This window comes from Micromonospora sp. NPDC049282, from assembly GCF_043197045.1.
Taxonomy (GTDB): Bacteria; Actinomycetota; Actinomycetes; order Mycobacteriales; family Micromonosporaceae; genus Micromonospora.
This window is the reverse complement of sequence record NZ_JBICSL010000001.1, coordinates 41,482-57,075: the sequence shown is the minus strand read 5'-3', so window position 1 is coordinate 57,075 and position 15,594 is coordinate 41,482. Positions and strand designations below refer to the sequence as shown.

The window sequence follows — 15,594 nt, the reverse complement described above, 5'->3', positions numbered from 1 at the left end:
GGCCGCGCCGTGTCGGCGGCGCGGGTCCTCCGGGCACTCCCACCGTCCGGTGGTCGGGGGCCGCGCCGTGTCGGCGGCGCCGCCGGTCAGGGCAGCGCGGCGACCGCGTCGGCGTACGCCGTCCCGGTGCGGATCGCGGCGGCCACCAGCACGGCGAGCTGGACCGGGGCGACGCCGCAGGACAGGTCGGTGGTGATGCCGGCGGCCAGCACCAACGTCTGGTCGCCGGGCTCGTGCACGTAGGCGGCGGGCAGCAGCCGGTCGTGGTTCCAGACGTTGCAGAACGCGTACGCCTCGGCGCGGCGGGCGGCCGGCAGCCGGCGGGCCGCCACCACCCGGGCGTGCAGCACGTCGCCGCGCCGGCCGAGCCGGCGGAACTGGATCGTCGCGTCGCCCCACCGCCCGACCAGCGTGCCGTCCGGCTCCACCGTGTACGGCTCGCCGCGCCCGTCCAGCACGGCGGTGAGCAGCGCCACGTCGAGCGGGGCGGGTTCCTCCGGGCCGGGCGGGCCGGGCTCGGCCGGGTCGACCGTCGGCTCGTCGTCGAACTCGCTCTCGGCGGCCAGCGACACCGGCGCGGCGAGTGGCCGTTCGGCAAGCCAGGAGGCGATCCGCCCGGACTGGTGACCGGTGCCGTTACGGGCGTCGAAGCTGCCGGCCAACGCGGTGGCCAGTGCCTGGAGCTGTGCGCCGAGCGTGGCCACGTCCACCTCGGCGGCCGGCCGGGAACCGTGTCCGGGGCGGTGGATCGGTCGCCCGCCGAGACCGGCCTCCGCGGCCAGCCCGCAGAGCAGCGCGCCCGCCGCGGCGAACTCCATCGCGGACAGGTCGTCGGCCGGGCGGTCCAGCCGGGGGAGCTGCTCGGTCAGCAGCTCCAGCCCGCGGTGCAGGTAGCCCCCCAGCGCGCAGAACCGCAGGTGCGCGGCGAGCAGCGGGAAGGCGACGCGGTCCCGGCGGTGCCGGCGGTACGCGCGCACGTGGGCCCGCGCCGCCTCCACCACCGCGCCGGTGCGCAGCCAGGGGAGCAGCCCCGTGGCGAGGGACCGTTCGGGCTGGTCGGTGCAGCCCGCCGGATCGGTCGCCGCCAGCGCCGCCAGCGCCGCCTCCGGCTCACCCCAGCCGGTCAGCAGCTCGGCCCGCCGCGCCGGGGCGCAGCCCGGGCAGCCGCCCACCGGGTCCGCCGTGTCGCCGGCCGTCCAGTGTGCGTACGCGCGCCGGGCGGCCGGCTCGTCGCCGAGGTGGTCGGCGAGCCGGCATCGCAGCTCGGCGACCGGCGCGGCGTCCGGGCCCAGCTCCTCGGCGAGCGTGTCCAGCAGGGACCGTGCCTGGTCCAGCCCGACCCGGGGGGTGCCGAAGAACGCCTCGACCGCCTGCCGCTGGTGCTGGCGCAGCCGGGTCAGCTCGTCGGGGTGGGCATCGAGCAGCCCGGGGTGCCGGGCGAGCGTGGCCCGCAGGTGGCGTACCGGCTCCACGGTCCGCCACCGCTCGCCCAGGTGCAGGTACGCCTCGACCAGCGCGAACCGTGCCGACAGGGCGGTACGCGGGTCGCCGGTGGCGTCGGCACGGGCGGCGATCCGCGCCAACTCGGCACAGCGCTCCTCACCGTCGGGCCGGTCCCGGGCGTCGGCGAGCGCGGCGGCCAGCCCCCGGTCGCGGGCGGTGGTCACCGGACCGACCCGCCGGGCAGGCCGGCGACGGCGTCGGCGAGCTGGCAGCCGGTGGTGACGCCACCGTCGACCAGCCGGTCGAGCTGGTGCGGGGTGACCCCGCGCTCCAGGTCGATGGTGACCTCGCCGCAGACCTGGGCCACCCCGTCGTCGGCGACGTGCACGTACGCCTTGGGCCAGAGCCGGTCGTGGTTCCAGGTGTTGCAGAAGACGTGCAGCTCGGGCACCCGTTCGATGCCGAACCGGGGCGCGGTGACGGTGCGCACCTGGAGCAGCTCGCCGGCCGTGCCCCGCCGGTGGAACCAGATCAGGCTCCGTTCCCAGCGGCCGACCAGGGCGCCGTCGGGCTCCTCGACCACCGCGTACCCCCGGTGGGTCAGCACGGCGGCGACCAGCTCACCGGTCAGCGGTCGCAGCGCCTGCGGATGCCCGGCCAGCGGACCGTCCGGACCGTCCTCGATCTCCGGCGACGCCATCGGGCATCCCTTCTGAGGCGAATAACACAAACGACTGTCCGATCCGTGCTGTGACACGCGGACACGACCCGGAAAAGCGGCGTTCCGCCGGGTGCCGCCGTTACCGTGACTCTATGGCGGGCCGTACCTCTCAGGCGAGCCGGCGGCGCGGCGCGTCGCCACGTGGCTCCACGAACAACCGTGCCCGGCAACCGGCGAAGAAGACGGCGCGCAAGCCGGCCCGGCGGCGACCGGCCCGTGGGCCGAGCCCGGCGGCGTTCGTCGGCGGCGCCGTCAACGCCCTGTGGATGGGGCTGGCGCACTCGGTCGGGTGGGCGTTCCGGGCCGCCGGCCGGCAGGCCGCGTCCACCCGGGAGCTCGACCCGGAGCACCGCCGCGACGGCGCCGGCCTGTTGCTGTTCGGGCTGGCCATCCTCGCCGCGGTGGGCATCTGGGGCGGTGCCGCGGGCCCGGTGGGCCGGCACCTGGCCGACACCGTGCGCCTCTTCGTCGGGGCGATCTCGATCGTGCTGCCGGTGCTGTTGATGGTCGGCGCGTGGCGACTGATGCGTACCCCGGTCGACCCGGAGCACCGCGGTCGCGGCCTGGTGGGCTGGGGTTCGATGCTGCTGGCCACCGCCGCGATGCTGCACATCGGGCAGAACCCGGTCGACGACGTCCAGCGCGACTACGCGGGCGGCCTGGTCGGCGCCGGCGTGGGCGACCTGCTCAAGTCCGCGGTGACCGCCTGGGTGGCCATGCCGCTGCTGATCCTGCTGCTGGTCTTCGGCCTGCTGGTGGTCACCGCGACGCCGATCAACCGGATCCCGGAGCGGCTCGGGTTGCGGGCCGACCCGGGCGCCCCCGAGGAGTCCGACGAGGTCGAGGCACCGCCGAAGCCGGCCCGCAAGCGGCCGGCGAAGCGGCTCCCGCCACCGCTGGACCCGCTGGAGCTGGACCCGGACGACGAGCTGGCCGGCGTCGACCTGCAGGACACCATCGTGCTGCCGCGCAAGACGCCCAAGGTGCCGGCGAACCGCAAGCCGGTCGAGCCGCCGGAGCACTCCCCGCTGCCGACCCGCGCCGAGCAGCTCGCGCTCACCGGGCTGGCCGGCGACTACACGCTGCCGCCGGCCAACCTGCTCGGCAGTGGGGCCGCGCCGAAGACCCGGAGCAAGGCCAACGACGAGGTGATCGCGGCGCTGACCGGCGTCTTCGAGCAGTTCGACGTGGACGCCGCGGTCACCGGTTTCACCCGCGGCCCGACGGTCACCCGCTACGAGGTCGAGCTGGGACCGGGCGTCAAGGTCGAGCGGATCACCCAACTCTCCCGCAACATCGCGTACGCGGTGAAGTCGCCGGACGTGCGGATCCTCAGCCCGATCCCGGGCAAGAGCGCGGTCGGCGTGGAGATCCCGAACACCGACCCGGAGAACGTGTCGCTCGGTGACGTGCTGCGCTCGCGGGCCGCGACCAGCGACCACCACCCGATGGTGGTGGCGCTCGGCAAGGACATCGAGGGCGGCTACGTGGTGGCCAACCTCGCGAAGATGCCGCACATCCTGATCGCGGGCGCCACCGGCGCCGGCAAGTCGAGTTGCCTGAACAGTCTGCTTGTGTCCGTTTTGACGCGCGCTACGCCGGACGAGGTGCGGCTGTTGCTGATCGACCCGAAGCGGGTCGAGATGACCGGCTACGAGGGCATCCCGCACCTGGTCACGCCGATCGTGACCAACCCGAAGAAGGCGGCCGACTCGCTCGACTGGGTCGTGCGCGAGATGGACATGCGCTACGACGACCTCGCCGCCAACGGGGTCCGGCACATCGACGACTTCAACCGCAAGGTGCGCAACGGCGAGATCAAGGCCCCGCCCGGCAGCGAGCGGGAGATGCGCCCCTACCCCTACCTGCTGGTGATCGTGGACGAGTTGGCCGACCTGATGATGGTCGCGCCGCGTGACGTGGAGGACTCGGTCGTCCGGATCACCCAGTTGGCCCGCGCCGCCGGCATCCACCTGGTGCTGGCCACCCAGCGCCCGTCGGTGGACGTGGTCACCGGCCTGATCAAGGCGAACGTGCCGTCCCGGCTCGCGTTCGCCACCTCGTCGCTGGCCGACTCCCGGGTCATCCTCGACCAGCCCGGCGCGGAGAAGCTGCTCGGCCGCGGTGACGGTCTGTTCCTGCCGATGGGCGCGTCGAAGCCGGTGCGGATCCAGGGCGCCTGGGTGACCGAGCGCGAGATCGCCGACGTGGTCAAGTTCTGCAAGGACCAGCGCGAGCCGGAGTTCCGCCCGGACGTGCTCGCCCCGGCGCAGGACAGCAAGAAGAAGATCGACGAGGACATCGGCGACGACCTGGACCTGCTGGTGCAGGCGGTCGAGCTGGTGGTCACCTCGCAGTTCGGCTCGACCTCGATGCTCCAGCGCAAGCTGCGGGTCGGCTTCGCCAAGGCGGGCCGGCTGATGGACCTGATGGAGACCCGGGGCGTGGTCGGCCCCTCCGAGGGCTCCAAGGCCCGTGACGTGCTGGTCAAGCCGGACGAGCTGGAAGAGGTCCTGGCCGGCCTGCGCGGCGGCGACTGACGGCGGACACGCCACGGGCCCGCCGGACGGCCGGCGGGCCCGTGGGACGTGGTGGGCTCAGGAGTTGAGGACGGCGTAGCTGATGATCATGCCGAGCACGGCGCCGGCGACACTGGCGGCGGCGGCGTACCAGCCGAGCGGCTTGTCGCCCAGCACCGCGCCGATGATGCCGAGCACGAGGCCGACGAGGCCGAACAGCGGCGGCAGGATGAAGATCGCGATGGCCGCGAAGACGAACGCGATGATGGTGCAGATCCGGGCGGCGCCGCTGCGCGGACGGGCGGTGGCGTGGACGTCGGCCATGGGGTTCCTCCGTGGGTGATCGCTTTCGGTGAGCTGCGGATCACCTACCCCGGCCGGCCGGCCGTCCAAACCGGATGTCGCATCGGTCAGTGGAAGAGTTTCAGGCCGACCACACCGGCCACCACCAGCAGCAGGCAGGCGATCCGGGGCAGGTTCGCCGGCTCGCCCAGGGCGAGCATCCCGACCAACGCGGTGCCCACCGCGCCGATCCCGACCCACACCGCGTAGCCGGTGCCGACCGGGATGTCGCGCAGCGCGTACGCCAGGCCGGCCATGCTGGCGATCAGCGTGACGGCGAAGACGGTGGTGGGGAGGGGGCGGGTGAAGCCGGCGCTGCGGTCCAGGGCGATCGCCCACGCGGTCTCCAGCAGTCCGGAGAGCACCAACACGATCCAGGCCATGAGTGTCACCTCTGACGGGCGGGCCCGGCGCGTCGCACCGGGCGGTGGTCGTTTCCGCGGGGCGTCGTGCCTGACCGGGTACGCCCACCACTCGTCCGGGGCGGCCGTGGACCGCCGTGGCCGACGCTAGCACCGGCCGGGCCGGGCGGGCGGCGTGGTGACGAAGCCCACCACCGCTGGAGTTCACGCGAACTTGAGGTTGCACGATGGGGTCATGACCGTGCTCTTCTCCGACGAGGACGTCGCGGCGGCCGTGGACGCCCCGCTCACCGTCGCCGCCATGCGGGACGCGCTGCTGGCCGCGCACGACGGGCGGCTGATCGCCCCGCCCCGGGCGTCCGCCCCGCTCGGCGCCGGGCGGATGGTGCTCACCGCCGGCCACCTCACCGGCGAGTGGTACGGCTTCCGTTCGTACGACACGTTCGGGCACCCGGAGAGCGGACAGCTGGTGGTGCTGCACGACGCGACCACCGGCGCGGTCCGCGCCATCGCCGTCGGCGAGGAGCTGGGCTCGCGGCGCACCGGGGGACTGGGCGGCGTCGCCGTGGACGCGCTGGCCCGCCCGGACGCCGCCACGCTCGGCGTGCTGGGTTCCGGCCGCCAGGCGTGGACCCAGGTCTGGGCCGCGGCGGCGGTCCGGCCGCTGCGTGAGGTCACCGTGCACAGCCGCTCCACCGCCCGGCGGGAGGCGTTCGCCGTCCGGGTCCGGGCCGAGCTGGGCGTACCGGCCCGGGCCGTCGACTCGGCCGCCGCCGCGGTGCGCGACCGCGACCTCGTGGTGATCGCCACCACCAGCACCTCCCCGGTGCTGTCCGCCGCCGACCTGGCCCCGGGCACGCACGTCAACACCGTCGGCTTCAAGCAGGTCGACCGGCACGAGTTCGGCACTGACCTGCTCGACGTCGCCGACCTGCTGGTCACCGACTCGCCGGGGCAGGCCGCCGCGTACGCGCCGCCGATGCTCGCGGCCGTCGAGCCGTACGCCGGGCGGCTGCGTGACCTGGGCGCGGTGCTGGCCGGGGCGGTCCCCGGCCGGACCGGCGCGGACCAGGTCTCGGTCTTCTGCTCGACCGGCCTGGCCGGCACCGAGGTCTTCCTCCTCGACCGCCTCGCCCGCGCGCTCACCCCGGCGCGGTGAGAGGGGATCCCCTCCCTACCGCAGGCGTTAAGAAGGGGCCCTTCCTTGCACCTGTACCCTCGGATGGTGTCTGCTGCCTCCTCCTCCTTGCCATCCGACGGGCGCCGGGTCGCCCTGCTGACCCTGGGCTGCGCCCGCAACGAGGTCGACTCGGAGGAGTTGGCCGCCCGGCTGCACGCCGACGGCTGGCAGGTGACCACCGACGGCGAGGGCGCCGACGTGGTGGTGGTGAACACCTGCGGCTTCGTGGAGAAGGCCAAGCAGGACTCGATCCAGACGCTGCTGGCCGCCGCCGACACCGGCGCCAAGGTGGTCGCCGCCGGCTGCATGGCCGAGCGGTACGGGCGTGAGCTGGCCGACAGCCTCCCCGAGGCGCAGGCGGTGCTGAGCTTCGACGACTACCCGGACATCGCGGCCCGGCTCGACGCGGTGGTGGCCGGTGAGGCGATCGCCGCGCACACCCCGCGCGACCGGCGTGAGCTGCTCCCGCTGACCCCGGTGAAGCGTCGCGAGGCGGTGGTGTCGCTGCCCGGCCACGGCACCCCGACCCGGGTCGCGCCGGAGACCGACGCGCACACCCCGGCGCACCTGCGGCAGGTGCTGCGGCACCGGCTCGACACCGGCCCGGTGGCCTCGCTGAAGCTGGCCAGCGGCTGCGACCGGCGGTGCGCGTTCTGCGCCATCCCGGCGTTCCGCGGGGCGTTCGTCTCGCGTACCCCGGACGAGCTGCTCGCCGAGGCCGAGTGGCTGGCCAAGACCGGCGTCCGTGAGCTGGTGCTGGTCAGCGAGAACTCCACCTCCTACGGCAAGGACCTGGGCGACCCGCGCGCGCTGGAGAAGCTGCTGCCGCAGCTCGCCGCGATCGACGGGATCGTGCGGGTGCGGGCCAGCTACCTCCAGCCCGCCGAGACCCGGCCCGGCCTGGTCGAGGTGATCGCCACCACGCCCGGCGTGGCCGCCTACTTCGACCTGTCGTTCCAGCACTCCAGCGAGCCGGTGCTGCGCCGGATGCGGCGGTTCGGCTCCACCGACCGGTTCCTGGAGCTGCTGGCCTCGGCCCGCGCGCTGGCGCCGGAGGCCGGCGCGCGGAGCAACTTCATCGTCGGCTTCCCCGGCGAGACGAAGCGGGACGTGGCCGAGCTGGTCCGGTTCCTGACCGAGGCGCGGCTCGACGCGATCGGCATGTTCGACTACAGCGACGAGGACGGCACCGAGGCCGCCGGGCTGCCCGGCAAGGTCTCCGCCGGCACGGTCAAGCGGCGCTACGACAAGCTCGGCGCGCTCGCCGACGAGCTGTGCTCGCAGCGGGCCGAGGAGCGGCTCGGCTCGACCGTGGAGGTGCTGGTGGACACCGTCGCCGACGGGGTGGTCGAGGGCCGGGCCGCCCACCAGGCGCCCGAGGTCGACGGGTCGACCACGCTCGTCGCGCCGGACGGCGGCGGGGTCGACCTGGCCGCGCTGCGCCCGGGTGACCTGGTCCGGGCCCGGGTGACCGCCACCGAAGGTGTCGACCTGCTCGCCGTGCCGGATGAGATGATCTCGGCGGCGCCCGGCGCGGTACGGTGACGGCGGGCCCGGACGGAGCGGGGAAGCCACGTGGGGCGATGCCGGACATGACCGGGGCGGAGTCGACGGTGGCCGCCCCCGTGCCGCTGCTCAATGCCGCGAACCTGCTGACCGCGGCGCGGCTGGTGCTGGTACCGGTGTTCGCGGTGACCGTGGTGGCGTCCGGGATGAGCCACGCTGGCTGGCGGATGGCGGCCTGCCTGATCTTCGTGGTGGCCTCCGCGACGGACCTGGTCGACGGGTGGATCGCCCGCCGGTTCGAGCTGGTCACCTCGCTGGGCAAGGTCGCCGACCCGATCGCCGACAAGGCCCTCACCGGCGCCGCGCTGGTGCTGCTCTCCTGGTACGACATGCTGCCCTGGTGGGTGACCGTGGTGATCCTGGTCCGGGAGCTGGGCATCACCGCGATGCGCTTCTGGGTGATCCGGCACGGGGTGATCGCGGCCAGCCGGGGCGGCAAGATCAAGACAGCCCTGCAGATCCTGGCGATCACCTGGTACCTCTGGCCGATGCCGGCCGTGCTGGCCCCGGTCGGCCCCTGGATCATGGGCGCCGCCGTGCTGGTCACGGTGGCCACCGGCTTCGACTACGTGGCTCAGGCGCTGCGGCTGCGCCGTCCCGCGCGTTGATCCGGGCGGCCGACGAGTAAGCCGGCGCGGCGCGGGAAGAAGGGGCGGTCATGGAGGACACCGATGCGAGACACCAGCGGCCCGCCGGCAGCCCGGCGGCGTCCGTGGTGCACCGCCTGCACGACCGCGGCGAGACGCTGGCCACCGTCGAGTCGCTGACCGGCGGCCTGCTCGCCGCCGCGATCGTGGAGATCGCCGGGGTCAGTTCCATCTACCGGGGCGGGCTGGTGGTCTACGCCACCGAACTCAAGGCGACGCTGGCCGGCGTACCCGAGGACCTGCTGGCGGCGCGTGGGCCGGTGGACCCGGACGTGGCCGTCGCGCTCGCCGAGGGCGGGCGGCAGCGCTGCGACGCGGTCTGGGGGCTGGCCACCACCGGGGTGGCCGGTCCGGAGCCGCAGGACGGCAAGCCGGTGGGCTTGGTCTACGTGGCGGTCGCCGGCCCGGCCGGCGCCGAGGTGCGCCGGCTCGACCTCGACGGCGGTCGCGAGCACATCCGCGACGCCGCGGTGATCGAGGCGTTGCGCCTGCTCGCCGACCGGATCCAGGCCCGCGACGCCGAGCCGGCCGACCCGGCGGGCACCGGCCGGCGGTGATCCCGTCCGGCGCCGACCCGCCCGGCCCCGGGGGCGTGGCGTCGGCCGGTTCGGCGGGATTGGACAGGCAGGGTGGGATGTCGTCGTGGCGGTCAACGGGTACGGTTGCGGGAAGGCTCCGGCGCGGCGCTGTCGGTCGGGCATGGTGACCCGTTTCAGGGGGAGGTGCGATGGTCCTGCTACGCCGGGTGATCGGTGACGCACTGCGGGCGCGCCGGCAGGGGCAGCACCGCACCCTCCGCGAGGTCTCGTCCGCCGCCAACGTCAGCCTCGGTTACCTCTCCGAGATCGAACGCGGCCAGAAGGAGCCCTCCAGCGAGCTGCTGGCCGCGATCTGCGACGCGCTCGGCGCCCGCCTGTCGGAGCTGCTGCGCGAGGTGAGCGACACGGTCGCCCTGGCCGAGCAGATGCCGGGAGTGCTGGTGCCGATGGTCGACGAGCCGGTCGAGTCGACGCCGGTGGCTCAGTCCGCCGTGCGCAAGGCGACGAACCGTGGGGTCCGGCAGGTCACCTCCGACGGCGCGGTGGCCGTCCAGGTCCGGCAGGACTCGCCGCTCAAGGCGACGCTGCGCAGCACCCGGGTGCGCCCCGCCGAGCGGGACGTGGTCTGCGCCGCCTGACCTGCCCGGTCGCGCATGGCCGCCACTGGCGCTCGCGTCGTAGTGTTGATCAGGATCGTACGGGTGCCGGAGGTGGCGTCCGACTGGGACGATGTAGGCGCGACGCTACTGAGGGGACGAGGCGGAGATGGCGAACCCGTTCGTCAAGGGTTGGAAGTACCTGATGGCGCTCTTCGGCGCGAAGATCGACGAGCACGCCGATCCGAAGGTGCAGATCCAGCAGGCGGTCGAGGAGGCGCAGCGGCAGCACCAGGCGCTGGTCCAGCAGGCGGCGGCGGTGATCGGCAACCAGCGCCAGCTGGAGATGAAGCTGTCCCGGCAGATCACCGAGGTGGAGCAGCTCCAGGGCAACGCGCGGCAGGCGCTCGCGCTGGCCGACCAGGCCCGGGGCCGCGGCGACGAGACCGAGGCGGGGCGCTACGAGCAGTCCGCCCAGTTGCTCGCCACCCAGCTGGTCTCCGGCGAGCAGGCGCTGGAGGACCTCAAGACGCTGCACGACCAGGCGCTCGGCGCCGCCGCGCAGGCCCGTAAGGCGGTCGAGAACAACTCGATGATCCTGCAGCAGAAGCTCGCCGAGCGCACCAAGCTGCTCAGCCAGCTCGAACAGGCCAAGATGCAGGAGAGCGTGGCCCGCTCGCTGGAGTCGATGTCGTCGCTCACCGCGCCGGCCAGCACCCCCTCGCTGGACGAGGTGCGCGACCGGATCGAGCGCCGCTACGCCACCGCCATGGGCCGGGCCGAGTTGGCCGGCAACTCGGTCGAGGGCCGGATGCTGGAGATCCAGAAGGCGACGCTCGACTCGGCCGGGTCGGCCAGACTGGAACAGATCCGGTCGAGCATGGCCGGCGACCAGCTCGGCGGCCGGCAGGAGCGCCCGGCGGTGGGGCAGCCGACCGACCCGGCGGCCGCCGCTCGGTTGGACGAGATCCGGGCCAGCATGAGCCGGGATCGCGGCGCCGGGGAGAGCACCACCGGCTGACGGACGGGGGAGACCCATGGTGGACGAGCGGGCGCGACACTTCCGCCGGCTGGGCAGGCTGCGGCGCTCGGCGCGGCGGTGGAGCGTCCTGGCCGGTGGGCTCGGCGGCGCCGCCGCGGTGCTCACCCCGTACGCCGGGCTGGGTCTGCCGGACGCGGCCTGGGCCGGCGCCGCGGGCAGCGCGATCGCGGTCGCCGTCTGGCGCTGGGCCGACCACCGCGCCCTCGCCGCCGTGCCGGCCCCGCCGGCGCTCGACCCGGCCGTGGCCGCCGCCCGCTCCCGCGCCCGGCTGGTCGCCGCCGTGGAACGGCTGCCCGTGGGCCCGGGCGTCCTGGCCGAGGTACGCCGGGTCCGCTCCCGCCTCGCGCTGCGCGGCACCGCCGCGGCCGAACCGTGGGCCCGGCTGGACCGGGCCGCGCTCACCCTGGGCGGGCTGGCCGGCCGGCTGACCGGGCTGGCCGAGCCGGCGGTCCGGGAGGCGGCCGAGGCGGACAGTTCCCTGCGCGAGCTGGCCAACCGGGTGGCGAGCGTGGAGGGCGCGGTGAAGCTGGCCCCGCGGGGTCCGCTCGCCGAGGTGCACGCCACGCTTGTCGCCCAGTTGGAGGACGGCGTGGCCGCCTACGAGCGGCTGGTGGTCGCCGCCGCCGGCTACGTCGCCGAGGACGCCCGCCCCAACACCGCACACCCGGCCGCGGCCCGCCTCACCGAGGCCACCGACCTGCTGCACGGCGTCGCCGCCGCCCTGGCCGAACTCCGCACCCCCCTGCGCACCCCCTGACCGCCGCCCGCGCCCGTCCATGCGTCCGACCGCGCCCCCGGCCGGCGCACGGGCGGCGCGCCGACCCGGGTCAGTCCGGGGTGGTGACGGGGATCGGGGGGGTCCAGGCGGAGGTGCCGACGACGTTCGTCGCGCGGACCCGGTAGTGGTAGGTGACGCCGCGGGCCAGGCCGGTGTTGGTGAAGCCCCGGCCGGTCACCCGGAAGGTGGTCGGCTCCCGGGTGAACGTCGCGTCGGCGGCGCGCTGCACGACGAACCCGGCGCCCGGCCCGGCCGGCGCCTCGGCCGACCAGCTCAGGGTCACCGTGGCCGTGTCCTCCGACGGCGTGCCGGTGGTGGCGGCCACCCCGGTGGGCGCGGCCGGGCGGGGTGGGATGCTCACCGTGGCCACCGTCGACCAGGGTGACGCCGCACCCAGATACGTCGTCCGTACCCGGTAGTAGTAGGTGGTGTCCGGGGCGACGGCCGGGTCCAGGTGGGTCTCGCCGACGGCGATCGCCGTGGTGCCCGGCCCGCTGGTGAACGTCGGGTTGGTGGCCCGCTGCACGTCCACCCCGGTGGCGAAGGAGTGGTTCGTCCAGCGCAGCGCCACCCGCGCCGGCGCGGCCGGCGGCACCGACGCGGTCAGCCGGGCGGGCGCGGCCAGCCGCACCGAGGCCGGTGCGCTGTTCGACCAGGCCGAGCAGCTCACCGCGTTCTCGGCCCGGATCCGGTAGTGGTAGGTGACGCCGGGGGTGACCGTCGCATCCGTGTAGCGGCTGGCGGTGGCGGCCACGGTGATCTCGGTGAGGCCGGCGGTGAAGGCGCTGTCGGTGGCGCGTTGCAGCCGGTGGCTGGTGGCCGGTGGGCGGCTGCCGTTGCCGGTCCAGGTCAGCGCGATGGCGGGCAGCGCGGTCGCCGAGCCCGGGGCCGGGGTCGTGGTCAGCCCGGTCGGCGCCCGGGGCGTCACCCGCAGCACCAGCGGCCGGCTCATGCCCTGGTCGCGCAGCCCCGCCGAGCGGGTCTGCCAGCGATACTCCCAGCCCAGGTTGACCAGTTGGTTGACCACCAAGGTGGGCCGACCGTCGACCGGGCTGACCCCGCCGGCGTCCAGTCGCGCGCCGGCCGGCCGGGTCGGGTCGAGCAGCCGTACGCTGTCGCCGATGGTGAACGGCAGGCTGGGCGGGACGGGACGCAGCGCCACGACCACGTCCTCCCGGGGATTGACCCGGACGGTGTCCTTCCACCCCAGTTCGCCCTCCTCCGGCGGGCGGAGCGTGCCGTCCCAGCCGACCCGGTTGACCAGCTGCACGTCGCAGCCCTCGACGTGCACCGGATGGGTGCGGTCCGCGTCGCCGACGATCCGCCAGAGCTGGGTGCCGTCCGCCGGCGTGCCCACCGGCACGGTCGGGTCGGTCACGAACAGCACCTCGGTGGCCGGCTCGGTGGGTCCGAGCGGCAGGACGGCCGGGGCGAGCGGACCGCCGACCGGGTGGCCGACGCCGAGCCGCCCCACCGCCCGGCCGTGTCGGGGCTCGAACACCTGCCCGACCGACTTCACCGACAGCGGCAGCGTGACCGGGGCGGACGCGCCGGTCGGGGTGAACGTGACCGAGGCGGCCCGCGCCGGGACGAGTGTCGGTCCGGCGGTACGGGTGCCGAACGCCCGGTCGTACGCGGGTTGCGGCACGATCGGCGGCGGCTGGCTCCGCGCGTACGCGCCGGGCAGCCGGGCGGCGAGCCGCCGCAGGTCGTACCGGGTCGCCGGGGTGCCGGTGACCCGGATCTGGAGCAGCGTTCGGGTGTTCGGACCGTAGCCGGGGTGGGCCGGCGGCAGGCCGCCCGAGCCGGTGCGGTCCGGGGCGCCGGTGTGGTGGTCGTGGCGGGGGTCGAACCGGGGCAGCGGCGCCGGGCAGTCGTTGTAGAGGATCAGGGTGCCGCCCGGCGGCACGGTCGAGAAGTCCACCAGCACGTCGGCACGCTCGCCCGGGGCGAGCAGCAGCGCGTGCCCGTCCACGTTGAGCACGGTCGGGTCCTGCCGGTCGTACCGGTAGTCGACCGGCCGGTTGGCCAGCACCACCGGGGCCGGCAGCAGGCCGCCCTCGTTGCCGATCTGGATCAGCTCCGGCCCGGCGGCGGCCGGGTCGGGCACACCCCCGTCGCGCCCGTCGACCGGCCAGTACGCCGGCCGTCCGGGGGTCCGGACCGCCTCGACCATCGGCACCTCGCCGGCGCGCGGATCGCCGGGGCCGCCGTCCGGCGTCCACATCGGCCCGTCCGAGGCGGCCCGGTAGAGCTGGAGGTTGAGCGCCCGGTCGGCGCAGGCGTTCAGGATCCGGAACCGGTACGCCCGCGGGGCGACCTCCAGGTACGGGTAGGCCACGCCGTTGACCAGCGGGGTGTCCCCGTACGCCTCCGGGACCGCCGAGGGGTGCGGCACGCCGGGGACCAGCGGCGGCTCGTCCGGGTCGGTGACCGGGTCGTGGTGCGGGTTCGGCACCGGGGCGACCCACGGGCTCGCCCCGCCGTCCGGGTCGTGCGCCCACGGCCCGTAGTCCCAGCGGCCGGTCGGGTTGGTGCCGTTGAGCCGGTACGGGTTCTGCCGGGGCTGGTAGACGTGCGGGTGCCAGAGGCTGCCCTTGGCGCCCCAGCGGTCCCGGTCCCAGGTCGGGTCCTGGGCGGCGAGCTGGGCGTCGTCGGGCACGAACGTCTTGTCCTCGATCACCAGCGGGAGCTGGTCGGCGGGAAGCACGCCGTCGTCCACCAGCCGCTCCTCGGCCGGGTCGGTGAGCAGGTAGAGGGCGAGCTGTCCGGAGTAGACGGTGAGCCGGGACAGGCCCAGCGTGTTGTCGTGCAGCCACATCAGCCGGCCGCTCTGGTCGTTCGGGAAGTAGAGCGTGGTGGCGCCCGCGCCGGGGGCCGGCATGTCCGGCACCGGCGTCACGCCCACCCCGACCGGGTACGGGGTGATCTCGCCGGCCGGGGTCACCCACTGCCACGGGTTGCCGGCGCTGATCCATCCGGTCCGCGCGCCGGCCAGGTGCGGCACCGCCCGGTTCTGCGGGTACGGCGCGGGGCCGCCCAGCGGTCCGGCGCCGGCCCCGTCGACCGTCTCGTCGACCGGCAGGAACAGCTCGCCGGCCCGGCCGGTGGGGAGCTGGTTGATGAACTTGATCCGCACCGGCCGGCCGCGCCGGGCCACGATCATCGGGCCGAGGTGCCAGGGCCGGTCGGGCGGGCTCACCGTGTTGTGGCCGGACGCGTCGGTGCCCAGGTTGAGCTGGCGGTAGCCGCGCAGCCGGGTGGCCGGCAGGTCCCGGTGCAGGCGCTGCGCGTACTCCTGGAGGCCGATCTCGTAGTAGTCGCAGCCCGGCCAGGTGATGGTGTCCGGCACCGCGACCGGCAGCCGGGCGCCGAGCCCGGCGGTGGCCGGCCGGCCGGGCAGCGGCAGCGGGTCGACGAACTTGCGGATGCCGGTGCCGGGCACCGGCCGGCCGTCCGGGTCGAGCGCGGGCAGCGGGCTGCCGGCGGTGTTCGGCACCGGCCCGAACAGGCGCGGCACGGCGGCCGGGTCCAGGCTGGCCGGCTCGGCCAGCGCCGCCGGCTCGAGCGGTGCGGTCGGTGCGGTCGGATCCTGGTCGGCGGCGCGGGCGGTGGGAACGGTGGGCGCGGTCTCCTCGGCGACCGTGGCGGCCCGGTCCGGCCGGCCGGGCCGGAGTCTGCGGAACAGCACCATGGCTCTCCCCGGGATCGGGGCGCGCCGGCCGTCACCCCGGCGTGGCGGGCGTACGCGCTGCTGACGATCGGTGAGCGGTCCACCGCAGCATGCGACACCGAAGGCGTGGGAGGGAATTACCCAATCGTCCGTATCTCGGGTGATCTTAGGCGGTTCGTGGAAGTT

The 15,594-nt window shown here is 75.2% G+C and carries 13 protein-coding genes; 8 read left to right on the top strand and 5 right to left on the bottom strand.

Annotation, left to right across the window (positions count from 1 at the left end):
- Window positions 1-86 precede the first annotated feature (86 nt).
- On the bottom strand, window positions 87-1,667 hold the full coding sequence (locus ACGFI2_RS00245) for a YbjN domain-containing protein (protein ID WP_393508190.1): 1,581 nt from the start codon (window positions 1,665-1,667) through the stop codon (window positions 87-89).
- On the bottom strand, window positions 1,664-2,143 hold the full coding sequence (locus ACGFI2_RS00240) for a YbjN domain-containing protein (protein ID WP_393508187.1): 480 nt from the start codon (window positions 2,141-2,143) through the stop codon (window positions 1,664-1,666). Before ACGFI2_RS00240 ends, ACGFI2_RS00245 begins: the two co-directional genes overlap by 4 nt.
- A 113-nt stretch (window positions 2,144-2,256) precedes the next feature.
- Here ACGFI2_RS00240 and ACGFI2_RS00235 point away from each other — a divergent pair, with 113 nt between their 5' ends.
- Window positions 2,257-4,704: a DNA translocase FtsK gene (locus tag ACGFI2_RS00235; protein ID WP_393508184.1), complete on the top strand. Its 2,448-nt coding sequence runs from the start codon at window positions 2,257-2,259 to the stop codon at window positions 4,702-4,704.
- 57 nt (window positions 4,705-4,761) lie between these two features.
- Here ACGFI2_RS00235 and ACGFI2_RS00230 read toward each other — a convergent pair whose 3' ends face one another.
- Together ACGFI2_RS00230 and ACGFI2_RS00225 are read right to left on the bottom strand one after the other, a co-directional pair.
- Window positions 4,762-5,007 (bottom strand): hypothetical protein, encoded by a 246-nt coding sequence (locus tag ACGFI2_RS00230; protein ID WP_393508182.1) that lies wholly within the window; start codon window positions 5,005-5,007, stop codon window positions 4,762-4,764.
- Window positions 5,008-5,093: 86 nt separating this feature from the next.
- Window positions 5,094-5,408 carry a DMT family transporter gene (locus ACGFI2_RS00225; RefSeq protein WP_393508179.1) on the bottom strand — a complete coding sequence of 105 codons (315 nt, stop codon included), beginning with the start codon at window positions 5,406-5,408 and terminating at the stop codon, window positions 5,094-5,096.
- A 214-nt stretch (window positions 5,409-5,622) separates the two neighbouring features.
- On the opposite strand from ACGFI2_RS00225, the gene ACGFI2_RS00220 reads away from it, so the two are divergent.
- The 7 genes from ACGFI2_RS00220 (at window position 5,623) to ACGFI2_RS00190 (ending at window position 11,714) form a co-directional block, all read left to right on the top strand.
- Window positions 5,623-6,546 (top strand): ornithine cyclodeaminase family protein, encoded by a 924-nt coding sequence (locus ACGFI2_RS00220; protein WP_393508176.1) that lies wholly within the window; start codon window positions 5,623-5,625, stop codon window positions 6,544-6,546.
- A 63-nt stretch (window positions 6,547-6,609) separates the two neighbouring features.
- Entirely contained in the window at window positions 6,610-8,112 is a 1,503-nt protein-coding gene (rimO, locus tag ACGFI2_RS00215; RefSeq protein WP_393508173.1) for a 30S ribosomal protein S12 methylthiotransferase RimO, read from the top strand.
- 47 nt (window positions 8,113-8,159) lie between these two features.
- A complete protein-coding gene (gene pgsA / locus ACGFI2_RS00210; protein ID WP_393510010.1) occupies window positions 8,160-8,741 on the top strand; it encodes a CDP-diacylglycerol--glycerol-3-phosphate 3-phosphatidyltransferase in 582 nt (193 codons plus the stop codon).
- Window positions 8,742-8,791: 50 nt separating this feature from the next.
- Window positions 8,792-9,337: a CinA family protein gene (locus tag ACGFI2_RS00205; RefSeq protein ID WP_393508170.1), complete on the top strand. Its 546-nt coding sequence runs from the start codon at window positions 8,792-8,794 to the stop codon at window positions 9,335-9,337.
- A gap of 170 nt (window positions 9,338-9,507) precedes the next feature.
- Window positions 9,508-9,957: a helix-turn-helix domain-containing protein gene (locus ACGFI2_RS00200; RefSeq protein ID WP_393508168.1), complete on the top strand. Its 450-nt coding sequence runs from the start codon at window positions 9,508-9,510 to the stop codon at window positions 9,955-9,957.
- 127 nt (window positions 9,958-10,084) lie between these two features.
- Window positions 10,085-10,936, top strand: a complete 852-nt coding sequence (locus ACGFI2_RS00195; RefSeq protein ID WP_393508165.1) for a PspA/IM30 family protein — start codon at window positions 10,085-10,087, stop codon at window positions 10,934-10,936.
- A gap of 16 nt (window positions 10,937-10,952) precedes the next feature.
- Window positions 10,953-11,714: a hypothetical protein gene (locus tag ACGFI2_RS00190; RefSeq protein WP_393508162.1), complete on the top strand. Its 762-nt coding sequence runs from the start codon at window positions 10,953-10,955 to the stop codon at window positions 11,712-11,714.
- A gap of 70 nt (window positions 11,715-11,784) precedes the next feature.
- On the opposite strand, the gene ACGFI2_RS00185 is transcribed toward ACGFI2_RS00190, so the two are convergent.
- On the bottom strand, window positions 11,785-15,429 hold the full coding sequence (locus ACGFI2_RS00185) for a fibronectin type III domain-containing protein (protein WP_393508159.1): 3,645 nt from the start codon (window positions 15,427-15,429) through the stop codon (window positions 11,785-11,787).
- Between the last annotated feature and the right edge of the window lie 165 nt (window positions 15,430-15,594).